The 15,540-nt window shown below is 62.9% G+C and carries 11 protein-coding genes; 7 read left to right on the top strand and 4 right to left on the bottom strand.

Going from position 1 to position 15,540, the window contains the following annotated elements; translation table 11 throughout:
- From ACNFCJ_RS23190 to ACNFCJ_RS23180, 3 genes are all read left to right on the top strand, one after another.
- Positions 1–370 (top strand): AMP-binding enzyme (locus ACNFCJ_RS23190; RefSeq protein WP_416773791.1); only part of this gene is annotated, 370 nt, incomplete at its 5' end.
- A 79-nt stretch (positions 371–449) separates the two neighbouring features.
- A complete protein-coding gene (locus ACNFCJ_RS23185) occupies positions 450–1,607 on the top strand; it encodes an iron-containing alcohol dehydrogenase (protein WP_416773790.1) in 1,158 nt (385 codons plus the stop codon).
- Between the two features lie 38 nt (positions 1,608–1,645).
- A complete protein-coding gene (locus ACNFCJ_RS23180) occupies positions 1,646–2,422 on the top strand; it encodes an alpha/beta fold hydrolase (protein ID WP_416773788.1) in 777 nt (258 codons plus the stop codon).
- Between the two features lie 48 nt (positions 2,423–2,470).
- Here the strand turns inward: ACNFCJ_RS23180 and ACNFCJ_RS23175 are convergent, their stop codons facing one another.
- Genes ACNFCJ_RS23175 through ACNFCJ_RS23160 form a run of 4 tightly spaced genes read right to left on the bottom strand, consistent with a single transcriptional unit; the run spans position 2,471 to position 5,495 of the window.
- Positions 2,471–3,322 carry an NAD(P)-dependent oxidoreductase gene (locus tag ACNFCJ_RS23175; RefSeq protein ID WP_416773787.1) on the bottom strand — a complete coding sequence of 284 codons (852 nt, stop codon included), beginning with the start codon at positions 3,320–3,322 and terminating at the stop codon, positions 2,471–2,473.
- A gap of 2 nt (positions 3,323–3,324) precedes the next feature.
- Positions 3,325–3,945 (bottom strand): SRPBCC domain-containing protein, encoded by a 621-nt coding sequence (locus tag ACNFCJ_RS23170; RefSeq protein WP_416773786.1) that lies wholly within the window; start codon positions 3,943–3,945, stop codon positions 3,325–3,327.
- Positions 3,946–3,969: 24 nt separating this feature from the next.
- Entirely contained in the window at positions 3,970–4,983 is a 1,014-nt protein-coding gene (locus ACNFCJ_RS23165; RefSeq protein WP_416773785.1) for a zinc-dependent alcohol dehydrogenase family protein, read from the bottom strand.
- A complete protein-coding gene (locus ACNFCJ_RS23160) occupies positions 4,980–5,495 on the bottom strand; it encodes an SRPBCC domain-containing protein (protein WP_343350295.1) in 516 nt (171 codons plus the stop codon). Before ACNFCJ_RS23160 ends, ACNFCJ_RS23165 begins: the two co-directional genes overlap by 4 nt.
- Positions 5,496–5,871: 376 nt before the next feature.
- Here ACNFCJ_RS23160 and ACNFCJ_RS23155 point away from each other — a divergent pair, with 376 nt between their 5' ends.
- The 4 genes from ACNFCJ_RS23155 to recD all read left to right on the top strand — a co-directional run bounded on the left by ACNFCJ_RS23155 (position 5,872) and on the right by recD (position 15,424).
- The gene (locus ACNFCJ_RS23155; protein ID WP_416773784.1) at positions 5,872–6,195 is read left to right on the top strand and encodes a ComEA family DNA-binding protein; all 324 of its coding nucleotides are present in this window, start codon (positions 5,872–5,874) and stop codon (positions 6,193–6,195) included.
- Between the two features lie 162 nt (positions 6,196–6,357).
- On the top strand, positions 6,358–9,771 hold the full coding sequence (recC, locus tag ACNFCJ_RS23150) for an exodeoxyribonuclease V subunit gamma (RefSeq protein WP_416773783.1): 3,414 nt from the start codon (positions 6,358–6,360) through the stop codon (positions 9,769–9,771).
- A complete protein-coding gene (gene recB, locus ACNFCJ_RS23145; protein WP_416773782.1) occupies positions 9,768–13,397 on the top strand; it encodes an exodeoxyribonuclease V subunit beta in 3,630 nt (1,209 codons plus the stop codon). Before recC ends, recB begins: the two co-directional genes overlap by 4 nt.
- Positions 13,394–15,424: an exodeoxyribonuclease V subunit alpha gene (gene recD / locus ACNFCJ_RS23140; RefSeq protein WP_416773781.1), complete on the top strand. Its 2,031-nt coding sequence runs from the start codon at positions 13,394–13,396 to the stop codon at positions 15,422–15,424. The genes recB and recD overlap by 4 nt, the downstream gene beginning before the upstream one ends.
- The last annotated feature ends 116 nt before the right edge of the window (positions 15,425–15,540 follow it).

Genomic DNA, 15,540 nt, shown 5'->3' with positions numbered 1-15,540 from the left:
CTACCTGCAACTGACGGATCGCAGCAAGGATGTGGTCAAGTCCGGAGGCGAATGGCTGTCGACCATCGACATCGAGAATATCGTCATGAGCCACCCCGCCGTGTTCATGGCTGCGGCGCTGGGCGTGCCCCATCCGAAATGGGGCGAACGCCCCATCGTGGTGGTCGCCATGCGTGACGGCGCGCAGGTTGGTCGGGAAGAGCTGCTCGGCCTATACGAGGGCAAGCTGGCCAAGTGGCAGACGCCGGACGACGTGATTTTCGTCGACAGCATCCCGTTGGGTGCCACCGGCAAGATGCTGAAAACAGAGCTGCGCAAGCTGCTCGTCAACTATGAGCTGCCCGCTACTGCCGAGCTTCACGGCCGCTAGCCACACGCATTTCCATTCCACCTCAGAGCCGCATGTGGCTGCACGCGCGTGCGCACTCTGTCGCCCAGAGTCTTTATCCATGCTTGATTTTTCCTACTACAACCCGACCCGCATCCACTTTGGCAAGAGCCGGCTGGCCAAGCTCAATCAGGAGATACCGGCCGATGCCCGGGTGCTGCTGCTCTACGGCGGCGGCAGCGTCGTGCGCAACGGCACCCTGGCCGACGTCAGACAGGCTCTGGGCGAACGCCAGCTGATCGAATTCGCCGGCATCGAGCCCAATCCCAGCTACGAACGCCTCAGCGAGGCGGTGGCCAAGGTCAAGGCCGAGGGCATCTCCTATATTCTGGCAGTCGGCGGCGGTTCGGTGATCGATGGCGCCAAGTACATTGCCGCGGCCGCCTGCATGGACGCCGATGGCTGGGCCATCCTCGAAAGCGGCGGGCGCTGTATCAACCGCTCGTTGCCCGTCGGTGTGGTGCTGACCCTGGCCGCCACAGGCTCCGAGATGAACAACAGCGCAGTGGTAACCCGGGTGGCCACCCAGGACAAAATGCCATTTGCCAGCCGCCACTGTTTTCCGGTATTTGCCATCCTCGATCCGACCCGCACCCTCAGCGTACCGGCCAAGCAGGTCAGTAACGGCGTGGTCGACGCGTTCACCCACGTGATCGAGCAGTACCTCACCCATCCAGTCAACGGCAAGGTGCAGGATCGCTTCGCCGAAGGGCTGCTGCTGACTTTGATCGAGGAGGGGCCGAAGGCGCTGCAGGATCCGCAGAACTATGACGTGCGCGCCAACCTGATGTGGGCCGCTAGCCTGGCGCTGAATGGTTTGATCGGCGCCGGCGTGCCGCAGGATTGGTCTACGCACATGATCGGCCATGAACTCACCGCGGTTCACGGGCTCGATCACGCCCAGACTCTTGCCGTGATATTGCCCGCCATGCTCGCCGTGCGTCGTACGGAGAAGGCACAGAAGCTGCTGCAGTACGCCGAGCGCGTGTGGGGCATCGAGGAGGGTAGCGACGAGCAGCGAATCAGCGCGGCCATCGCGCGGACACGCGAATTCTTCGAGCAGATGGGCGTAGCCACACGGCTGAGTGATTACGGCATTCAGGCCGATCAGGTGCCCAGGCTGATCGCGCAGCTCGAACGCCATGGCATGACGGCATTGGGTGAGCGCCGCGACGTCACGCTGGCCATCAGCACCCAGGTGCTGCAACAGTGCCTGTAGCCCCTGTCATGAGAGGTGCACACGTGGACGCTAAATCAATGATTGATGACCTGCCGCTGTTCATCGACGGCGATGGCCCCGACACCATCGTCATGCTGCACGGATGGCCGGACACCCATGACATCTGGGCGCAACAGGTCGAGCACTTCAAGCACAGCCACCGCTGCGTGCGATTCACCCTGCCGGGGTTCGATGACCCGCACACCCTCGGCTACACACTCAGCGAGATCACCGCGCGCATCCTCCAGGTGGTGGACGCGATCCGTCCCGGCGGCAAGGTTATCCTCATGCTGCATGACTGGGGCTGCCTGTTCGGGTTTCATTTCGCCGCGCTGCATCGCGAGCGGGTCGAGCGCATCATCGCCATCGACGTCGGTGACGCGACTTCGCGCGACTTTCAGCGCGGCCTGAGCCTACGGCACAAGCTGATGATCTTCGCTTACCAGATGCCGCTGGCGCTGAGCTGGTATCTCAAGGGCGCGCCTGGGCACTCCCTGGCGCGTGCCATTGCACGTTTTCTGCGTTGCAAGGCGGATGCTCAGCGCATCCATGCGGGCATGAGTTATCCCTATGCCATGCGCTGGATGGGGGCGCTGGGTGGCTTGGATCAGTTGGCAGAGCCTGCCCGGCTACAGTGCCCGATCTTTTACGCTTACGGGCGCTATAAGCCGTTTCAGTTTCAGTCCGGGCAATGGCTGCAGCGTATCGAGGCCGATCCGCGCAGCAGGGCGTTGGCCTTCAAGGCTTCGCATTGGGTGATGGTCGACTGCGCAGAGTCCTTCAATAGTCAGGTCGCCGAGTGGCTTGCGGCCTGAGCCGCAGCCTCCGCCCCTGGCAGTCGAGGGGCAGAGGGCATTGCAGGCTTATGGCTTGAAGAGCTTGACCACGGCGGTCATATTCTCGTCGGCATAGCCTTGCGCTTCGGCACGTCGGAAAACACCCAGTGCGGCGGCTACGGTTGGAGCCTGTTCAGCCGATCCGGCGGCAGCCAGTGTGTAGGTGAAGTCTTTGCCAATCAGTTCCACCGGGAACTGCGGACTGAAATCACCCGCCATCATGCTGCCGGACAGGTAGTGGGCAACCGGCGCCCACACCGAAGTGCCGGGCATAGCCTGCAAGATCTTGCCGACATCAGCACCCTGGCGTTGCAGCAGGCCGATGATCTCGGCGTAAGCGCTTACTTGAATACCGAGCAGGCTATTGGTGGCCAGTTTAGCCAGTGCACCGCTACCCAGCGGGCCGACGTGGTGGGCACTCGCGCCCATCACGCTCAGCACTGGGCGGGCCTTCTCGACAACCTCAGCGCTACCACCGAGCAGATAGACCAACTGACCCGCTTCGGCCTGCGGACGGGAGCCGGATACCGGCGCCTCAAGCAGTTCTATCGCGTGTTGCGCGGCCAGTTGACCTAGCTCACGCACCCAATCCGGTGACAGTGTGGAGCTTTCTACGGCCAAACTGCCGGCCTTCATTGCAGGCAACGCCTGGGCCCACACTGCGCGAGAGGCCTCATCATCACGCAGCATGGCGATGACCACGTCGGCACCGCTCACCGCATCGACGACACTGCCGGCAACCCTTGCACCTTGGGTCTTGAAAGGCTCTGCCGCCTGCGCCGTGCGGTTCCAGACATTGACCGTATAGCCGCTGCGCAGCAGATTGGTAGCCATGCGGCTACCCATCGCACCCAGGCCGAGCACACTGATTACTGTCATGTTCAACGGATCTCCATCTTGGTTTTGGCAGCTTTGGCCAGTCCTTCGATCCACTCCTGGTGCTTGTTCAGCATAGGGTTAGGACGGGCACCGGCCAGGTCGCGCGCCGGTGCGCCTTGCTGAGCTTCCTGGGTAAGGATGCGCACGCGACCACCTGACAGATTTTCGATCAGCCAGGCGTGGTGAACGTCCAGGCGGTGCTGTGCGTCGCCCTCGACCCAGCCATGCCAGGCAATACGGCCAGGAGCGCCAGCGCTTGGCGGGATGAACTCGACCACTTGCGCTTCGACCGGGAAACCGAAGGTCGTGAAGCGAAAACGCGAGCCATCCACCAGTTGCGGGCCTTTACCGTCTTTGAAGCGAATGTCGCTGGCATTGTCGTAGTAAGCGGGCCAGGCACGGGTATCGACCAGATACAGCCAGACCTGCTCGGCGCTCAGATTGGCGACGATGATTTCGTTGGACACGTAGTTGTCGGTTTTGCCTGGCAGGTAGGCCGCCGGCCATTCGATGCTGGCGCGCGGCTCTTTGACCAGTGCGGTTACTTCAGCGGCCATGGCCTGGCCGGCCACTGCCAGCACAACGGCGCCGAGGCCGATTGTCAGGGAACGGGAAATCTTCATACAGGGGGATCCTCTCAGGCGTCGTCACCAGGCGACGCAAATCTTGCCAAAGTGGCTGCCGCTGCTCTGATGAGCGAAGGCCTCAGCCAGTTGCTCCAGGGCATAGGTACGTTCGATAACCGGACGGCTGTCCGATGCTTCGAGCGCGGCCACATAGTCCTGCTGTTGCTGACGGCTGCCAACGATCAGACCCTGCAACCGCACTTGCTTGCGCATCAGCGTTGCGGTCGGCACTTCACCCGCGACGCCAGTCAGCACTCCGATCAGGGAGATGTGACCGCCTACGCGCACGGCCTCGATCGATTGCGCCAGGGTACCGGGGCCACCGAGTTCGATGACGTGATCGGCGCCCTTGCCGGCGGTGATGGCGAGAACCTGCTCGGCCCAGTTCTCGTGGGTACGGTAGTTGATCAGGTACTCGGCGCCCAACTCGCGTGCTCGGGCCAGCTTCTCGTCCGAGGACGAGGTGATGATCACGTGGGCGCCGCACTGACGGGCAATCTGCAGGGCGGCGATGGAAACACCGCCAGTGCCCAAGGTCAGCACCACGTCACCCGGTTTGATCGCACCGTCGCCAACCAGCGCGCGCCAGGCGGTCAGGCCTGCGGTGGTGATGGTCGCGGCTTCGGCATGGCTCCAGCCTTTCGGCGCATGGGTGAAAGCCGCCGCACTGCGCACGACGAACTCGCACGCCATGCCGTCGACGCCGTCACCCGGCGTCGCGCTGAAATTGCCGACCGGCGTCTTGGCCGGGCCGGCAGCCCACTGCGGGAAGAAGCACGAGACCACATGATCGCCCGGGCGGAACTCATCGACCCCCGCACCCACGGCCTCGACCACGCCAGCACCATCGGACATCAGCACGCGCATGTCAGCGGTCGGGATGCCGCCATTGGCGACCAGCAGATCGTGGAAGTTCAGCGAGCTGGCATGTATACGCACTCGAATCTCGCCTGGCCCCGGCTGGCCGGGGTCGGCCATATCGACGATATCGATCTGCTCCAAACCGCCGGGGGCTTTCAGGATCGCCGCTTTCATACGCGGGCCTTACGTGCAGCGGCAACCATGCCGTTGAGCCACGCCTGGTGACCGTTGATCATCGGGTTGCTGGGGTCATTGGCCAGGGCTTCGGCCGGCTTACCTTTCTGCGTTTCCTGGGTGAGGATGCGCACGCGGTTGCCGGACAGATCTTCGATCAGCCAGGCGTGGTGAACGTCCAGACGCTCGTCGGTACCCTCTTCGCCAGCCCAGCCATGCCAGGCCACTCGTGCAGGTTGGCCGAGCACTGGTGCGACATGTTCGACCACTTGGGCTTCGACGGGGAAACCGAAGGTCTTGAAGAAGAAGCGCACGCCCTGTTCCAGCTCCGGCCCCTTGTTGTCATAGAAGCGGATGTCGGAAGAGTTGGCGTAATAGGTCGGCCACATGGCCGGTACGTTCAGAAGCGGCCAGATGTCGGCGACGCTGAGGCCGCTTACGATGACTTCATTGGAGCAGAAGTTTTCGGTAAAGCCCGGAACATAGCCTTTCGGCCAAACGATATCGCTCATGGTGGTTCTCCTCGTCACTTTGGAGCCGTCTGGCCTTCACAGGCATCTACGGCGTTGGCGACCATGATCGCCAGTCATGAGATATAAGAAAAATCGTCAATTATTATGGTTGGTATTATTCATTCTTATATCAGCCACTAAAGCAGCGATTGAAAGGTAGTGCGGCGCAGTTGCAATACCTGACACTCAGTGACTGTCAGGGCCGGCCCGCGCGGGGTGGTAACCGAAATTCTGTTGGTTCATCAATTAGTTTGCCCAGCTCGTCAACCGAGTGGTGACGGATCTCGCCCATTCCAATTTGACAGTGAGGAAATAGCGTCTAGGTTCAAGAACGAGCCTAAAGCGCTCGTCTTACTCACTTACAAGGAACGTTAAGATGATGAAAGCCTACCTTTCCTCCGTGCTATTCGCCGTTCTCACCTCCCTCTCCCTTGCTGCTTCGGCAGTAGAAACTTCGAAGACTGAACCAGCCGCTACGGCCTCTGCGCAGGTTGCCCAGGCGGTTACCGTCAATCTGAATACTGCTGATGCCGAAACTCTCCAGCGCGAGTTGGCGGGTATCGGAGCAACCAAGGCGCAGGCAATCGTGTCTTATCGTGAGGCTCACGGTAACTTCGCTTCGGTTGACGAGTTGCTTGAAGTCAAAGGTATCGGTGAGGCGACTCTGGATAAGAATCGCGACAAGCTCAGGGTTGATTGACGCCTGCTGCTGTCGTTACCACCAAGGCCGGTCGTTGACCGGCCTTTTCGTTATTTGGTCGGCCTCAAATGCTTCAGGTCGTTTGTGACATAGGCGTTGATGACGCACCTTGTCGCCAAATGCTGGCAAACTTGCGCTTCGATTTTCGACAGGAGTCAGTCGATGCCCGCCAGCCCGGAGCTGTCCCCCGGCCTTATCGTCATTCACGGCAACCACCTCGAAGAGCTGCGCGCGCTGGCGGTGCAGTGGATGCGGCGCTATCCGCTGCGGCCGCTGGAGAACGAGGTGCTGCTGGTGCAGAGCAACGGCATCGCCCAGTGGCTCAAGTTGGCGCTGGCCGAGCGTGATGGTTGTGGTATCGCGGCGGCGCTGGATGTCGATCTACCTGCACGCTTTCTTTGGCAGGCGTACCGCAACGTGTTGGGCAAGGATGCGATTCCGCAGCAGTCGCCGCTGGACAAGGCACCGCTGACATGGCGTCTGATGCGGCTGTTGCCGGGCCTGCTGGCCGAGGAGGCGTTCGCTCCGCTGCGCCGCTTCCTTGCTGATGATCAGGACCTGCGCAAGCGCCACCAACTGGCCGAGCGCCTGGCCGATCTGTTCGATCAATACCAGGTCTATCGCGCCGACTGGCTGGCGGATTGGGCGGCAGGACATGATCGTCTGCGTACCTCGCGCGGTGGTGAACGGGTGCTGGAGGGCGATTCCCGTTGGCAACCCGCGCTGTGGCGTGCCTTGCTGGCGGATGTCGGCGAGCAGCACCTGGCCGAGAGCCGCGCTGGCGTGCATCCGCGCTTCGTTGCCCGCATGGGCGAGCTGGATGCAGCGCCCCCTGGGCTGCCTCGGCGCATCACCGTTTTCGGTATTTCCTCATTGCCGGCTCAGGTGCTGGAAGCGCTGGCGGCCATGGCGCGTTTCAGCCAGGTCATGCTCTACGTGCACAACCCTTGTCAGCACCACTGGGGCGATATCGTCGAAGACAAGGATCTGCTGCGCCACGAATACCGCCGTCAGCAGCGTAAGGGAAAACCAAGTGCCCAGATCGGCCTGTTCGAGCAGGAAGACATGCACCAGCACGGGCAGTCGCTGCTCGCGGCCTGGGGCAAGCAGGGGCGTGACTACATCAACCTGCTGGATCAGTACGACGAGCCGCAGCGCTACCGCGAACAGTTCGAGCGCATCGATCTGTTCAGTCCGGCCAACGAGAACAGCCTGCTTGGCCAACTACAGAACGACATCCTCGACCTGCGTCCGCTGGCGGAAACCCGCAGCACCTGGCCGCCGGTCGACCCCGCGCGTGATCATTCGCTGCGTTTTCATATCGCCCACAGCGCTCAGCGCGAGGTGGAGGTGTTGCACGATCAACTGCTGGCCAGCTTCAGCGAGGACGCCACGCTACGGCCGCGCGACGTGATCGTTATGGTGCCGGACGTCAATGCCTACGCACCGCATATCCAGGCCGTGTTCGGCCAGTTCGCCAGCGACGACCCGCGTTTTATCCCCTTCACCCTGGCCGATCAGGGACTGCGCGGCAAGGAGCCGATGGTCATCGCGCTGGAGCACCTGCTGCGCCTGCCGGAAAGCCGCTTCAGCGTCAGCGAGATTCTTGATCTGCTGGATGTCGCCGCGTTGCGTCAACGCTTCGCCATTGCCGAGGATCAGCTGCCGACGCTGCGCCGCTGGCTGGAGGGTGCCGGTGTGCGCTGGGGGTTGGACGCGACTCAGCGGCAGTCGCTGGGCCTGGGTGAGAACCTGGAGCAGAACACCTGGCGCTTCGGCTTGCGGCGCATGCTGCTGGGCTACGCAGTGGGCTCGGCCGACGCCTTTGCCGGTATCGAACCTTACGACGAGATCGGCGGGCTCGATGCTGCGTTGATCGGCCCGGTAACGCGCCTGCTGGAAACCCTCGACCGACACCTGCAGCAGCTGCGCGAGCCGGCCACGCCGGGTCAGTGGGGCGAACGCTTGCGCAGCGTGCTCGGCGATTTCTTCCTGCCGCAAAACGACCGCGAAGACGTGCTCACGACTCAGTTGCTCGATGCGCTGGATGTCTGGTTGGAGCTGTGTGAGGCCGCGACGCTGGACGAAGCGCTGACTCTGCCAGTGGTGCGCGAAGCCTGGCTCGGAGGGCTCGATCAGGGGCGGCTGAGTCAGCGCTTTCTCGCCGGGGCGGTTAATTTCTGCACCCTGATGCCGATGCGTGCGATTCCGTTCCGTCAGGTCTGCCTGCTGGGCATGAACGATGGCGACTACCCGCGCAGTCAGGCGCCGCTGGATTTCGACCTGATGGCTGGTGATTACCGCCCCGGTGACCGCTCGCGCCGCGAAGATGACCGCTACCTGCTGCTTGAAGCGCTGCTGGCAGCGCGTGATCGTCTCTACATCTGTTGGGTAGGGCGCAGCATTCGTGATAACAGCGAGCGTCCGCCATCCGTGTTGGTCGGCCAGTTGCGCGACCATCTTGGCAGTGCCTGGACTCTGTCCGATGGCGGCGACGTTCTGCATGGCCTGACCACCGAGCATCCCTTGCAGCCTTTCAGCCGCCGTTACTTCGATGGCGAGGCGCAACTGTTCAGTTATGCCCACGAGTGGGCCGCCCTCCATGGCCAGGCCTTGGCGGGTGAGAGCGCAGCGCCGTTATCGGCCTGGGAGGAGGGACATCAGCTCACGCCTGAGCTGTTGCAGTCGTTCCTGCGGGACCCGGTGAAGTGTTTTTTCACCCGCCGCCTCAAGGTGTTTCTCGATGAACAAGAGCAGGCGCAGCTCGACAGCGAGCCGTTCGCCCTCGACGGTCTGCAGCGTTACCAGTTGCAGGAAACCTTGCTCAAGGCGGCGGTAGCAGGCGACGGGGACCACGACGATGCGCTGAGGGCGGCAGCTGATCGCCTGCAACGCAGTGGTGTCCTGCCGCTGGCTGGTTTCGGCGAACAGTATCGCAACGCCTTGCTAGAGCCGCTGCCGGCGCAGTTGCGGCGTTATCAGGGGCTCTGCCTGTGCTGGCCGACCCTGGTCGAGTCGCCACAACGTCTGCTCTTCAGTGCAGCCGGTGTTGAACTCGATGGCTGGCTCGCCGGGCTGAGGCAGAAGGCTGATGGCAGTCTGGCGCGCCTGGAGCTGCTGCCGGGCGCATTGCACAAGGACAAGAGCTGGAAATGGCATCGTCTGCTGCGGCCCTATGTACTGCATGTCATCGCCGCGGCCAGTGGTGTGCCGCTGACCACCTTGCTGGTCGGCGAAGATCGCAGCCTGGCGTTCGAGCCCCTACCTGCTGAGCACGCAGCTCGTGTGCTGAGCACTTGGCTGCAAGCCTGGAGCGCCGGCATGCAGGCACCTCTGCCGGTCGCCCTGAAAACCTCGTTGGCCTGGTTGCAGGACAATAACGAGGACAAGGCCCGCAGTGTCTACGAGGGCAGCTACAACCTCACAGGCGAAGTTCAGGGCAGCGCCAGTCTGGCCAGGCAGTTCCCGAATTACGCCGCGCTTACCACCGATAGTCAGTTCCAGCTTTGGAGCGAGCGGCTCTACCAGCCGCTGCTCGACAGTCATCCCCAGGCGCTCGAGGAGGACGCAGCATGAGCCAACAGCGCCCACTGGCTCTGACGTTTCCCCTGCACGGCAGCCGCTTGATTGAGGCCAGCGCCGGTACAGGCAAGACCTTCACCATTTCCGCGCTCTACCTGCGGCTGATTCTCGGCCATGGCGGCGACGCCGCGTTCCGCGAGACGCTGCTACCGCCGCAGATTCTGGTGGTGACTTTTACTGATGCGGCCACGCGTGAACTGCGCGACCGGATTCGCGCACGCCTGGTCGAGGCCGCGACCGTATTCCGCGGTGATGCCCAGGGCGATGATCTGCTGCGTGAGCTACGCGGTGATTTCCCCCAGACGCAGTGGGATGAGTGTGCCCGCCGCCTGGAGCTGGCAGCGCAGTGGATGGACGAGGCCGCCGTGTCCACCATTCACGGCTGGTGCCAGCGTATGCTGCGTGAGCACGCCTTCGACAGCGGTAGCCTGTTCAGCCAGACCCTGGAGACCGACCACAGCGAACTGTTGGCCGAGGTGGTGCGCGACTATTGGAGGCAGAACTGCTATCCGTTGCAGGGCGTCGCGCTGCAATGGGTGGCAAGCGTCTGGGGGACTCCCGACGGTCTCGGCGCCAGGCTGCGCCCATTGCTGGGTGAGGAGGGTGAGGGGACGACGCAGTCGTTGGGCGAGTTGCTCGATCATACGCTGCAGCAGCGTGATCAGGCGTTGGCCGAGCTCAAGTCGCCTTGGCTGGTCTGGACCGAGGAGCTGCAGCTGTTGCTAGATGCAGCGGTGGCGGCCAGGCAAGTGGACGGCAAGAAAATCCAGGCGCGTTTCTACAACCCCTGGCTGGCCAAGTTGCGCGACTGGGCTGGCGGCGAAGAGCTGCGTCTCGATCTGGGCACAGGCTTCACTCGCCTGACCCCCGACGGCCTGGCCGAAGCCTGGAAGGGCGAGGCGCCTGATCATCCGGCACTGGAGGCCATGGCACTACTCAAGGCGCAACTCGACGCGTTGCCCGACCCCGCTCATGCCGCTCTGCAGCACGTGGCGGCCTGGGTTCGCCAGCGCTTCGACTGGGAGAAACGCCAGCGCGCGGAGATGGGCTTCGACGACATGCTCGTGCGCCTGGACGCTGCCCTACAAGGCAGCAATGGCCCGCGCCTGGCCGAGGTGATCCGCCGCCAGTTCCCGGTGGCGATGATCGATGAATTCCAGGACACCGACCCGCTGCAGTACCGCATCTTCGACACGCTCTACGAAGTCGAGGCCAATCGCGCCGACTGCGGCCTGTTCATGATCGGTGACCCCAAGCAGGCTATCTATTCCTTCCGTGGCGCCGACATTTACACCTATCTGCGCGCGCGCCGGGCCACGTTCGGTCGGCATTACAACCTGGAAAAGAACTTCCGCTCCAGCCAGGCCATGGTCGATGCCGTCAATGGCGTTTTCCTAAGGGCTGAGCAGCGCGAGGGCGGTGAGGGTGCATTTCTGCTGCGCGATGATCTGCCTTTTATCGAGGTAGGCGCGCAAGGGCGACGCGAAGTCTGGAGTGTCGACGGCCAGGCGCAACCAGTCCTGACGGTGTGGCAATTGGAGAGCGACGAGCCGGTTGCCAAAGGCGCCTATCTGGATGCCATGGCGGCGGGTGCAGCCAGTGAGATCGTGCGTCTGCTGGATCTGGGTCAGCGCGGGCAGGCCGGCTTTAGCAAGGAGGGTGCGCTCAGTGCCCTGCGGCCCAGCGACATCGCGGTGCTGGTGCGCGACTTCAACGAAGCACAAGCCATTCGCGGCGAGCTGTCGGCGCGCGGGGTGCGTAGCGTCTATCTCTCCGACAAGGATTCGGTGTTCGCCGCCCAGGAAGCACGCGATCTGCTGCTGTGGCTGCGTGCCTGCGCCGAGCCGGATCAGGATCGCCCGCTACGCGCAGCGCTGGCCAGTGCGACGCTGGGGCTGGCGTTGACCGAACTGGAGCAGCTTAACCTCGACGAGCGCACCTGGGAGCGCCGCGTCATGCAGTTTCGCGACTATCGCCAGCGCTGGCAGCGCCAGGGTGTGCTGCCGATGCTGCGCCAACTGCTGCAAGACTTCGAGCTGCCGCAACGGCTGATGGGGCGTGACGATGGCGAGCGGGTGTTGACCAATCTGCTTCACCTGGCGGAACTGCTGCAGCAGGCCGCCGCCGAACTCGATGGCGAGCTGGCGCTGATTCGGCACTTGAGCGAGCTGCTGGCTGGCGAGGTGCAGGCTGCCGACGAGCAGGTGCTGCGTCTGGAGAGTGACGAAGCGCTGGTGCGCGTGGTGACCATCCACAAATCCAAGGGCCTGGAGTATCCCCTGGTGTTCCTGCCGTTCATCTGCGTTTTCCGCCCGGTGGATGACAAGAAACCGTTGCAAATCCACGACGGTGAGCGCCGCCGACTGGTGCTCAAGGCCGATGAAGACAGCCTGGAGCGCGCTGAGCGTGAGCGTCTGGGTGAAGATCTGCGCCTGCTCTATGTGGCGTTGACCCGTGCCCGTCATGCTTGCTGGTTGGGCGTAGCAGACCTGAAGATCGGTAATGGTAAGAAGTCGCGTCTGCATGAGTCGGCCTTGGGCTACCTGCTCGGTGGTGGCGTATCGTTGGGCGCCAGTGGCGAACTCGCCAACTGGCTCGCGCCATTTGCTGCTGGTCTGGAAAGCACCTTGGCGCCGGTGCCGCCCGCCAGCGAGCAGCGCTATCGCATGATCGAAGATGAGCAGTTCGAGCCGCATTGGCGTACGCCAGTACGACGCGCAGCCGAACATTGGTGGATCGCCTCCTACAGCGCGCTGCGCCTGGACGAGGATGCGCCCAGCCAGGTCAGTCGCCATGAATACGCCGCGCCCGATAGTCCGGCGATGCAGAACGCCATCGACGATGAAGATCCTTTGCTGGCCCTGGCGCCACTGCCGGCATCCGCCCTGGGGGTGCATCGCTTCCCGCGTGGGCCGAACCCGGGCACCTTCCTCCACGGTCTGCTGGAAATGGCGGCGCAGGAAGGCTTCGCCGCGCTGGCGCAGGAACCTTCTAAATTGCGCGAGGCTCTAGCCAGGCGCTGCCAGCGTCGCGGCCTGGAAAACTGGATCGATCCGCTGCTGGACTGGTTGCTGGCGTTTCTGACTCAACCGCTGCCGCTGACTGGCACGGATGCCGTGGTGCTGGCGCAACTGATGCAATATCAGCCCGAGCTGGAGTTCTGGTTCGAAGCACGTGGGGTCGATGTCAGGCTGCTGGATCAGTGGGTGCAGCAGTACGAATTGCCGGGCATGGCCAGGCAGCAGCTGCGTGCCGACACCCTCAATGGCATGTTCAAGGGGTTCATCGATCTGGTATTCGAACATCAGGGGCGTTACTACGTGGCGGATTACAAGTCCAACTGGCTCGGCAGCGACGATAGCGCCTACACCCGTGAAGCGATGGAGGTGACCATCGCCAGCCACCGCTATGACCTGCAATACGTGCTCTATGTGTTGGCGCTGCACCGGCAATTGCGTCTGCGCCTGCCGGATTACGACTACGACCAGCATGTAGGGGGCGCGCTCTACCTATTCTTGCGTGCGCCGCAGCAGGGCGCTTATCTGGCACGGCCGCCGCGCGAGCTGATCGAGCGATTGGACGCGCTGTTCATGGGCGAAGCCGAGGAGGGCGCAGCATGAGTACGACCTTTGCGCCGGCGCTGCGCGATCGCGCTGAACTCTTTGCCTTGCTTTCTATATGGAGCGAGCGCGGCTGGCTACGTGAACTGGATCGTGCGCTGGCGCAGCTGTTCGCCGAACTGGATCCGGACGCTTCGCCCCTGTTGCTGCTCGGCGCCGCACTGGCCAGTCACCAATTGGGCCAGGGGCATGTCTGTCTGGATCTGGCGGCGACCTTGGCCAACCCGGACTTCACTCTGTCCTTGCCGCCGGAAGGGGATGATGCGGAAGAGGCAACGATTCTGCCGTCTCAGGTGCTGGCCGGACTCAGTCTGGAATCCTGGTTGGCGGCCTGTTCCGGCAGTGCGCTGCTAGAGTCCGAGGGAGCGCCGTTGGTGCTCAGTGGCACCTGCTTATATATGCGCCGCTACTGGAACTACGAGCGCCAGGTGGCAGGAAATATCGCCCGGTGTCTGCAGGCTAATGCTGCAGCCCCGAGTGACTTGGCGATGCGCCTGGCTTCACTCTTTCCTGAAACGCTGGTGGTGGATGGACAGCGTCTGACCGATTGGCAGAAGCTCGCTTGCGCCATGGCCGCTCAGGGCCGTTTCACGCTGATCACCGGAGGACCAGGCACCGGCAAGACCACCACGGTGGTACGCCTGCTGGCTTTGTTGCAGGAGGCGGCCATGGCCACTGGCGAGCCGCTGCGCCTGAGTCTGGCAGCGCCCACCGGCAAGGCAGCGGCGCGGCTGACCGAGTCCATCGGCGCGCAAGTGCAATCCCTGGCGCTGGACGAGCAGGTGCGTGAGCAGATTCCAACCTTGGTGACGACATTGCATCGCTTGCTCGGCAGTCGTCCTGGCAGTCGTCATTTTCGTCACGATGCCGCCAATCCTCTGCCGCTGGATGTGCTGGTGGTAGACGAGGCGTCGATGATCGACCTTGAGATGATGGCCAGCCTGCTGGACGCGCTGCCAGCGCATGCGCGTTTGATTCTGCTGGGCGACAAGGATCAGCTCGCGTCGGTAGAGGCTGGCGCGGTGCTGGGCGACTTGTGTCGAGAGGCGGAAAGCGGCGGCTACAGCGAAGCGACGCGCGCCTGGCTGGAAAGCCAGGCGGGCGAGCGGCTTGAAGATCCGGCATTAGTGCCCGGTGACAAGGCGCTGGCGCAGCATATCGTTATGCTGCGCCACTCGCGCCGCTTCGGCAGTGGCTCGGGTATCGGACGCCTGGCACGTGCAGTGAACCAGGGCGATGCGCAGACGGCTCGTGCGACTTTGGCAGCCGGTGCGGATGACCTGCATGTGCTGCGGCTGTCGGGTGAGCTGGATCGCGGATTGGAACGTCTGCTCATAGGCGGGCAGGGCGACGGTGAGTCGCGTCCGCAGGGGTATGCGCATTACCTACAAGTGATGCAGACGCAGCGTCCGGTGCCAGAAACGAGTGAGCAAGCTTGGGATGAGTGGGCGGGCAGGGTTCTGGCGGCGTTCGATCAGTTCCAGTTGCTGTGCGCCGTTCGCAAGGGCGCTTGGGGTGTAGAGGCGCTCAATGAACGTATTGCCCAGGCGTTGGTGCGGCGTGGCCTACTTGAGCAGGCGCATGGCTGGTATGAAGGTCGGCCTGTGCTGGTAACGCGCAACGACTACAGCCTGGGATTGATGAATGGCGATATCGGCATCGCGCTGCGCTTGCCCGAGCCGCCAGAGGTTCCGGGCGCACCCATGCGCCAGGTATTACGAGTGGTATTCCCACGCAATGATGGCAGCGGCGCCTTGCGCCATATCCTGCCTAGTCGTCTGAGTGCGGTGGAGACGGTGTTCGCCATGACGGTGCACAAGTCGCAGGGCTCGGAGTTCGCCCATTGTGCGCTGATCCTGCCCGATAGCCTCAATCCAGTGTTGACCAAGGAGCTGGTGTATACCGGTATCACGCGGGCTCGCCACTGGTTCAGCCTGATTGAAACTCGCGCAGGCATCTTCGAGCAGGCGGTACAGCGACGTGTGGAACGGCGTAGCGGTCTGCGTGAGGCGCTCGAAGCGCTGTAAGTAACAAAACTGCAAAATAAGCTTGACGCGCATTCTGCTGGATGTAGAATGCGCGCCACTTCAGCGATGAAGCGCTTCAAAAACTTCTTGTTAATCAATAAGTTAAGTTGAATGAA

The organism is Pseudomonas sp. NY15364, assembly GCF_048068235.1.
GTDB classification, from domain to species: domain Bacteria; phylum Pseudomonadota; class Gammaproteobacteria; order Pseudomonadales; family Pseudomonadaceae; genus Aquipseudomonas; species Aquipseudomonas mendocina_D.
This window is presented reverse-complemented; position numbering and strand designations above follow the sequence as displayed.

Excerpts from the sequence above, each read along its gene's own strand:
- recB (WP_416773782.1), top strand. The coding sequence starts at position 9,768 with ATGAGCCAACAGCGCCCACTGGCTCTGACGTTTCCCCTGCACGGCAGC.
- recD (WP_416773781.1), top strand. The coding sequence starts at position 13,394 with ATGAGTACGACCTTTGCGCCGGCGCTGCGCGATCGCGCTGAACTCTTT.
- ACNFCJ_RS23180 (WP_416773788.1), top strand. The coding sequence starts at position 1,646 with ATGATTGATGACCTGCCGCTGTTCATCGACGGCGATGGCCCCGACACC.
- ACNFCJ_RS23170 (WP_416773786.1), bottom strand. The coding sequence starts at position 3,945 with ATGAAGATTTCCCGTTCCCTGACAATCGGCCTCGGCGCCGTTGTGCTG.
- ACNFCJ_RS23165 (WP_416773785.1), bottom strand. The coding sequence starts at position 4,983 with ATGAAAGCGGCGATCCTGAAAGCCCCCGGCGGTTTGGAGCAGATCGAT.
- ACNFCJ_RS23175 (WP_416773787.1), bottom strand. The coding sequence starts at position 3,322 with ATGACAGTAATCAGTGTGCTCGGCCTGGGTGCGATGGGTAGCCGCATG.
- ACNFCJ_RS23155 (WP_416773784.1), top strand. The coding sequence starts at position 5,872 with ATGATGAAAGCCTACCTTTCCTCCGTGCTATTCGCCGTTCTCACCTCC.
- recC (WP_416773783.1), top strand. The coding sequence starts at position 6,358 with ATGCCCGCCAGCCCGGAGCTGTCCCCCGGCCTTATCGTCATTCACGGC.
- ACNFCJ_RS23160 (WP_343350295.1), bottom strand. The coding sequence starts at position 5,495 with ATGAGCGATATCGTTTGGCCGAAAGGCTATGTTCCGGGCTTTACCGAA.
- ACNFCJ_RS23185 (WP_416773790.1), top strand. The coding sequence starts at position 450 with ATGCTTGATTTTTCCTACTACAACCCGACCCGCATCCACTTTGGCAAG.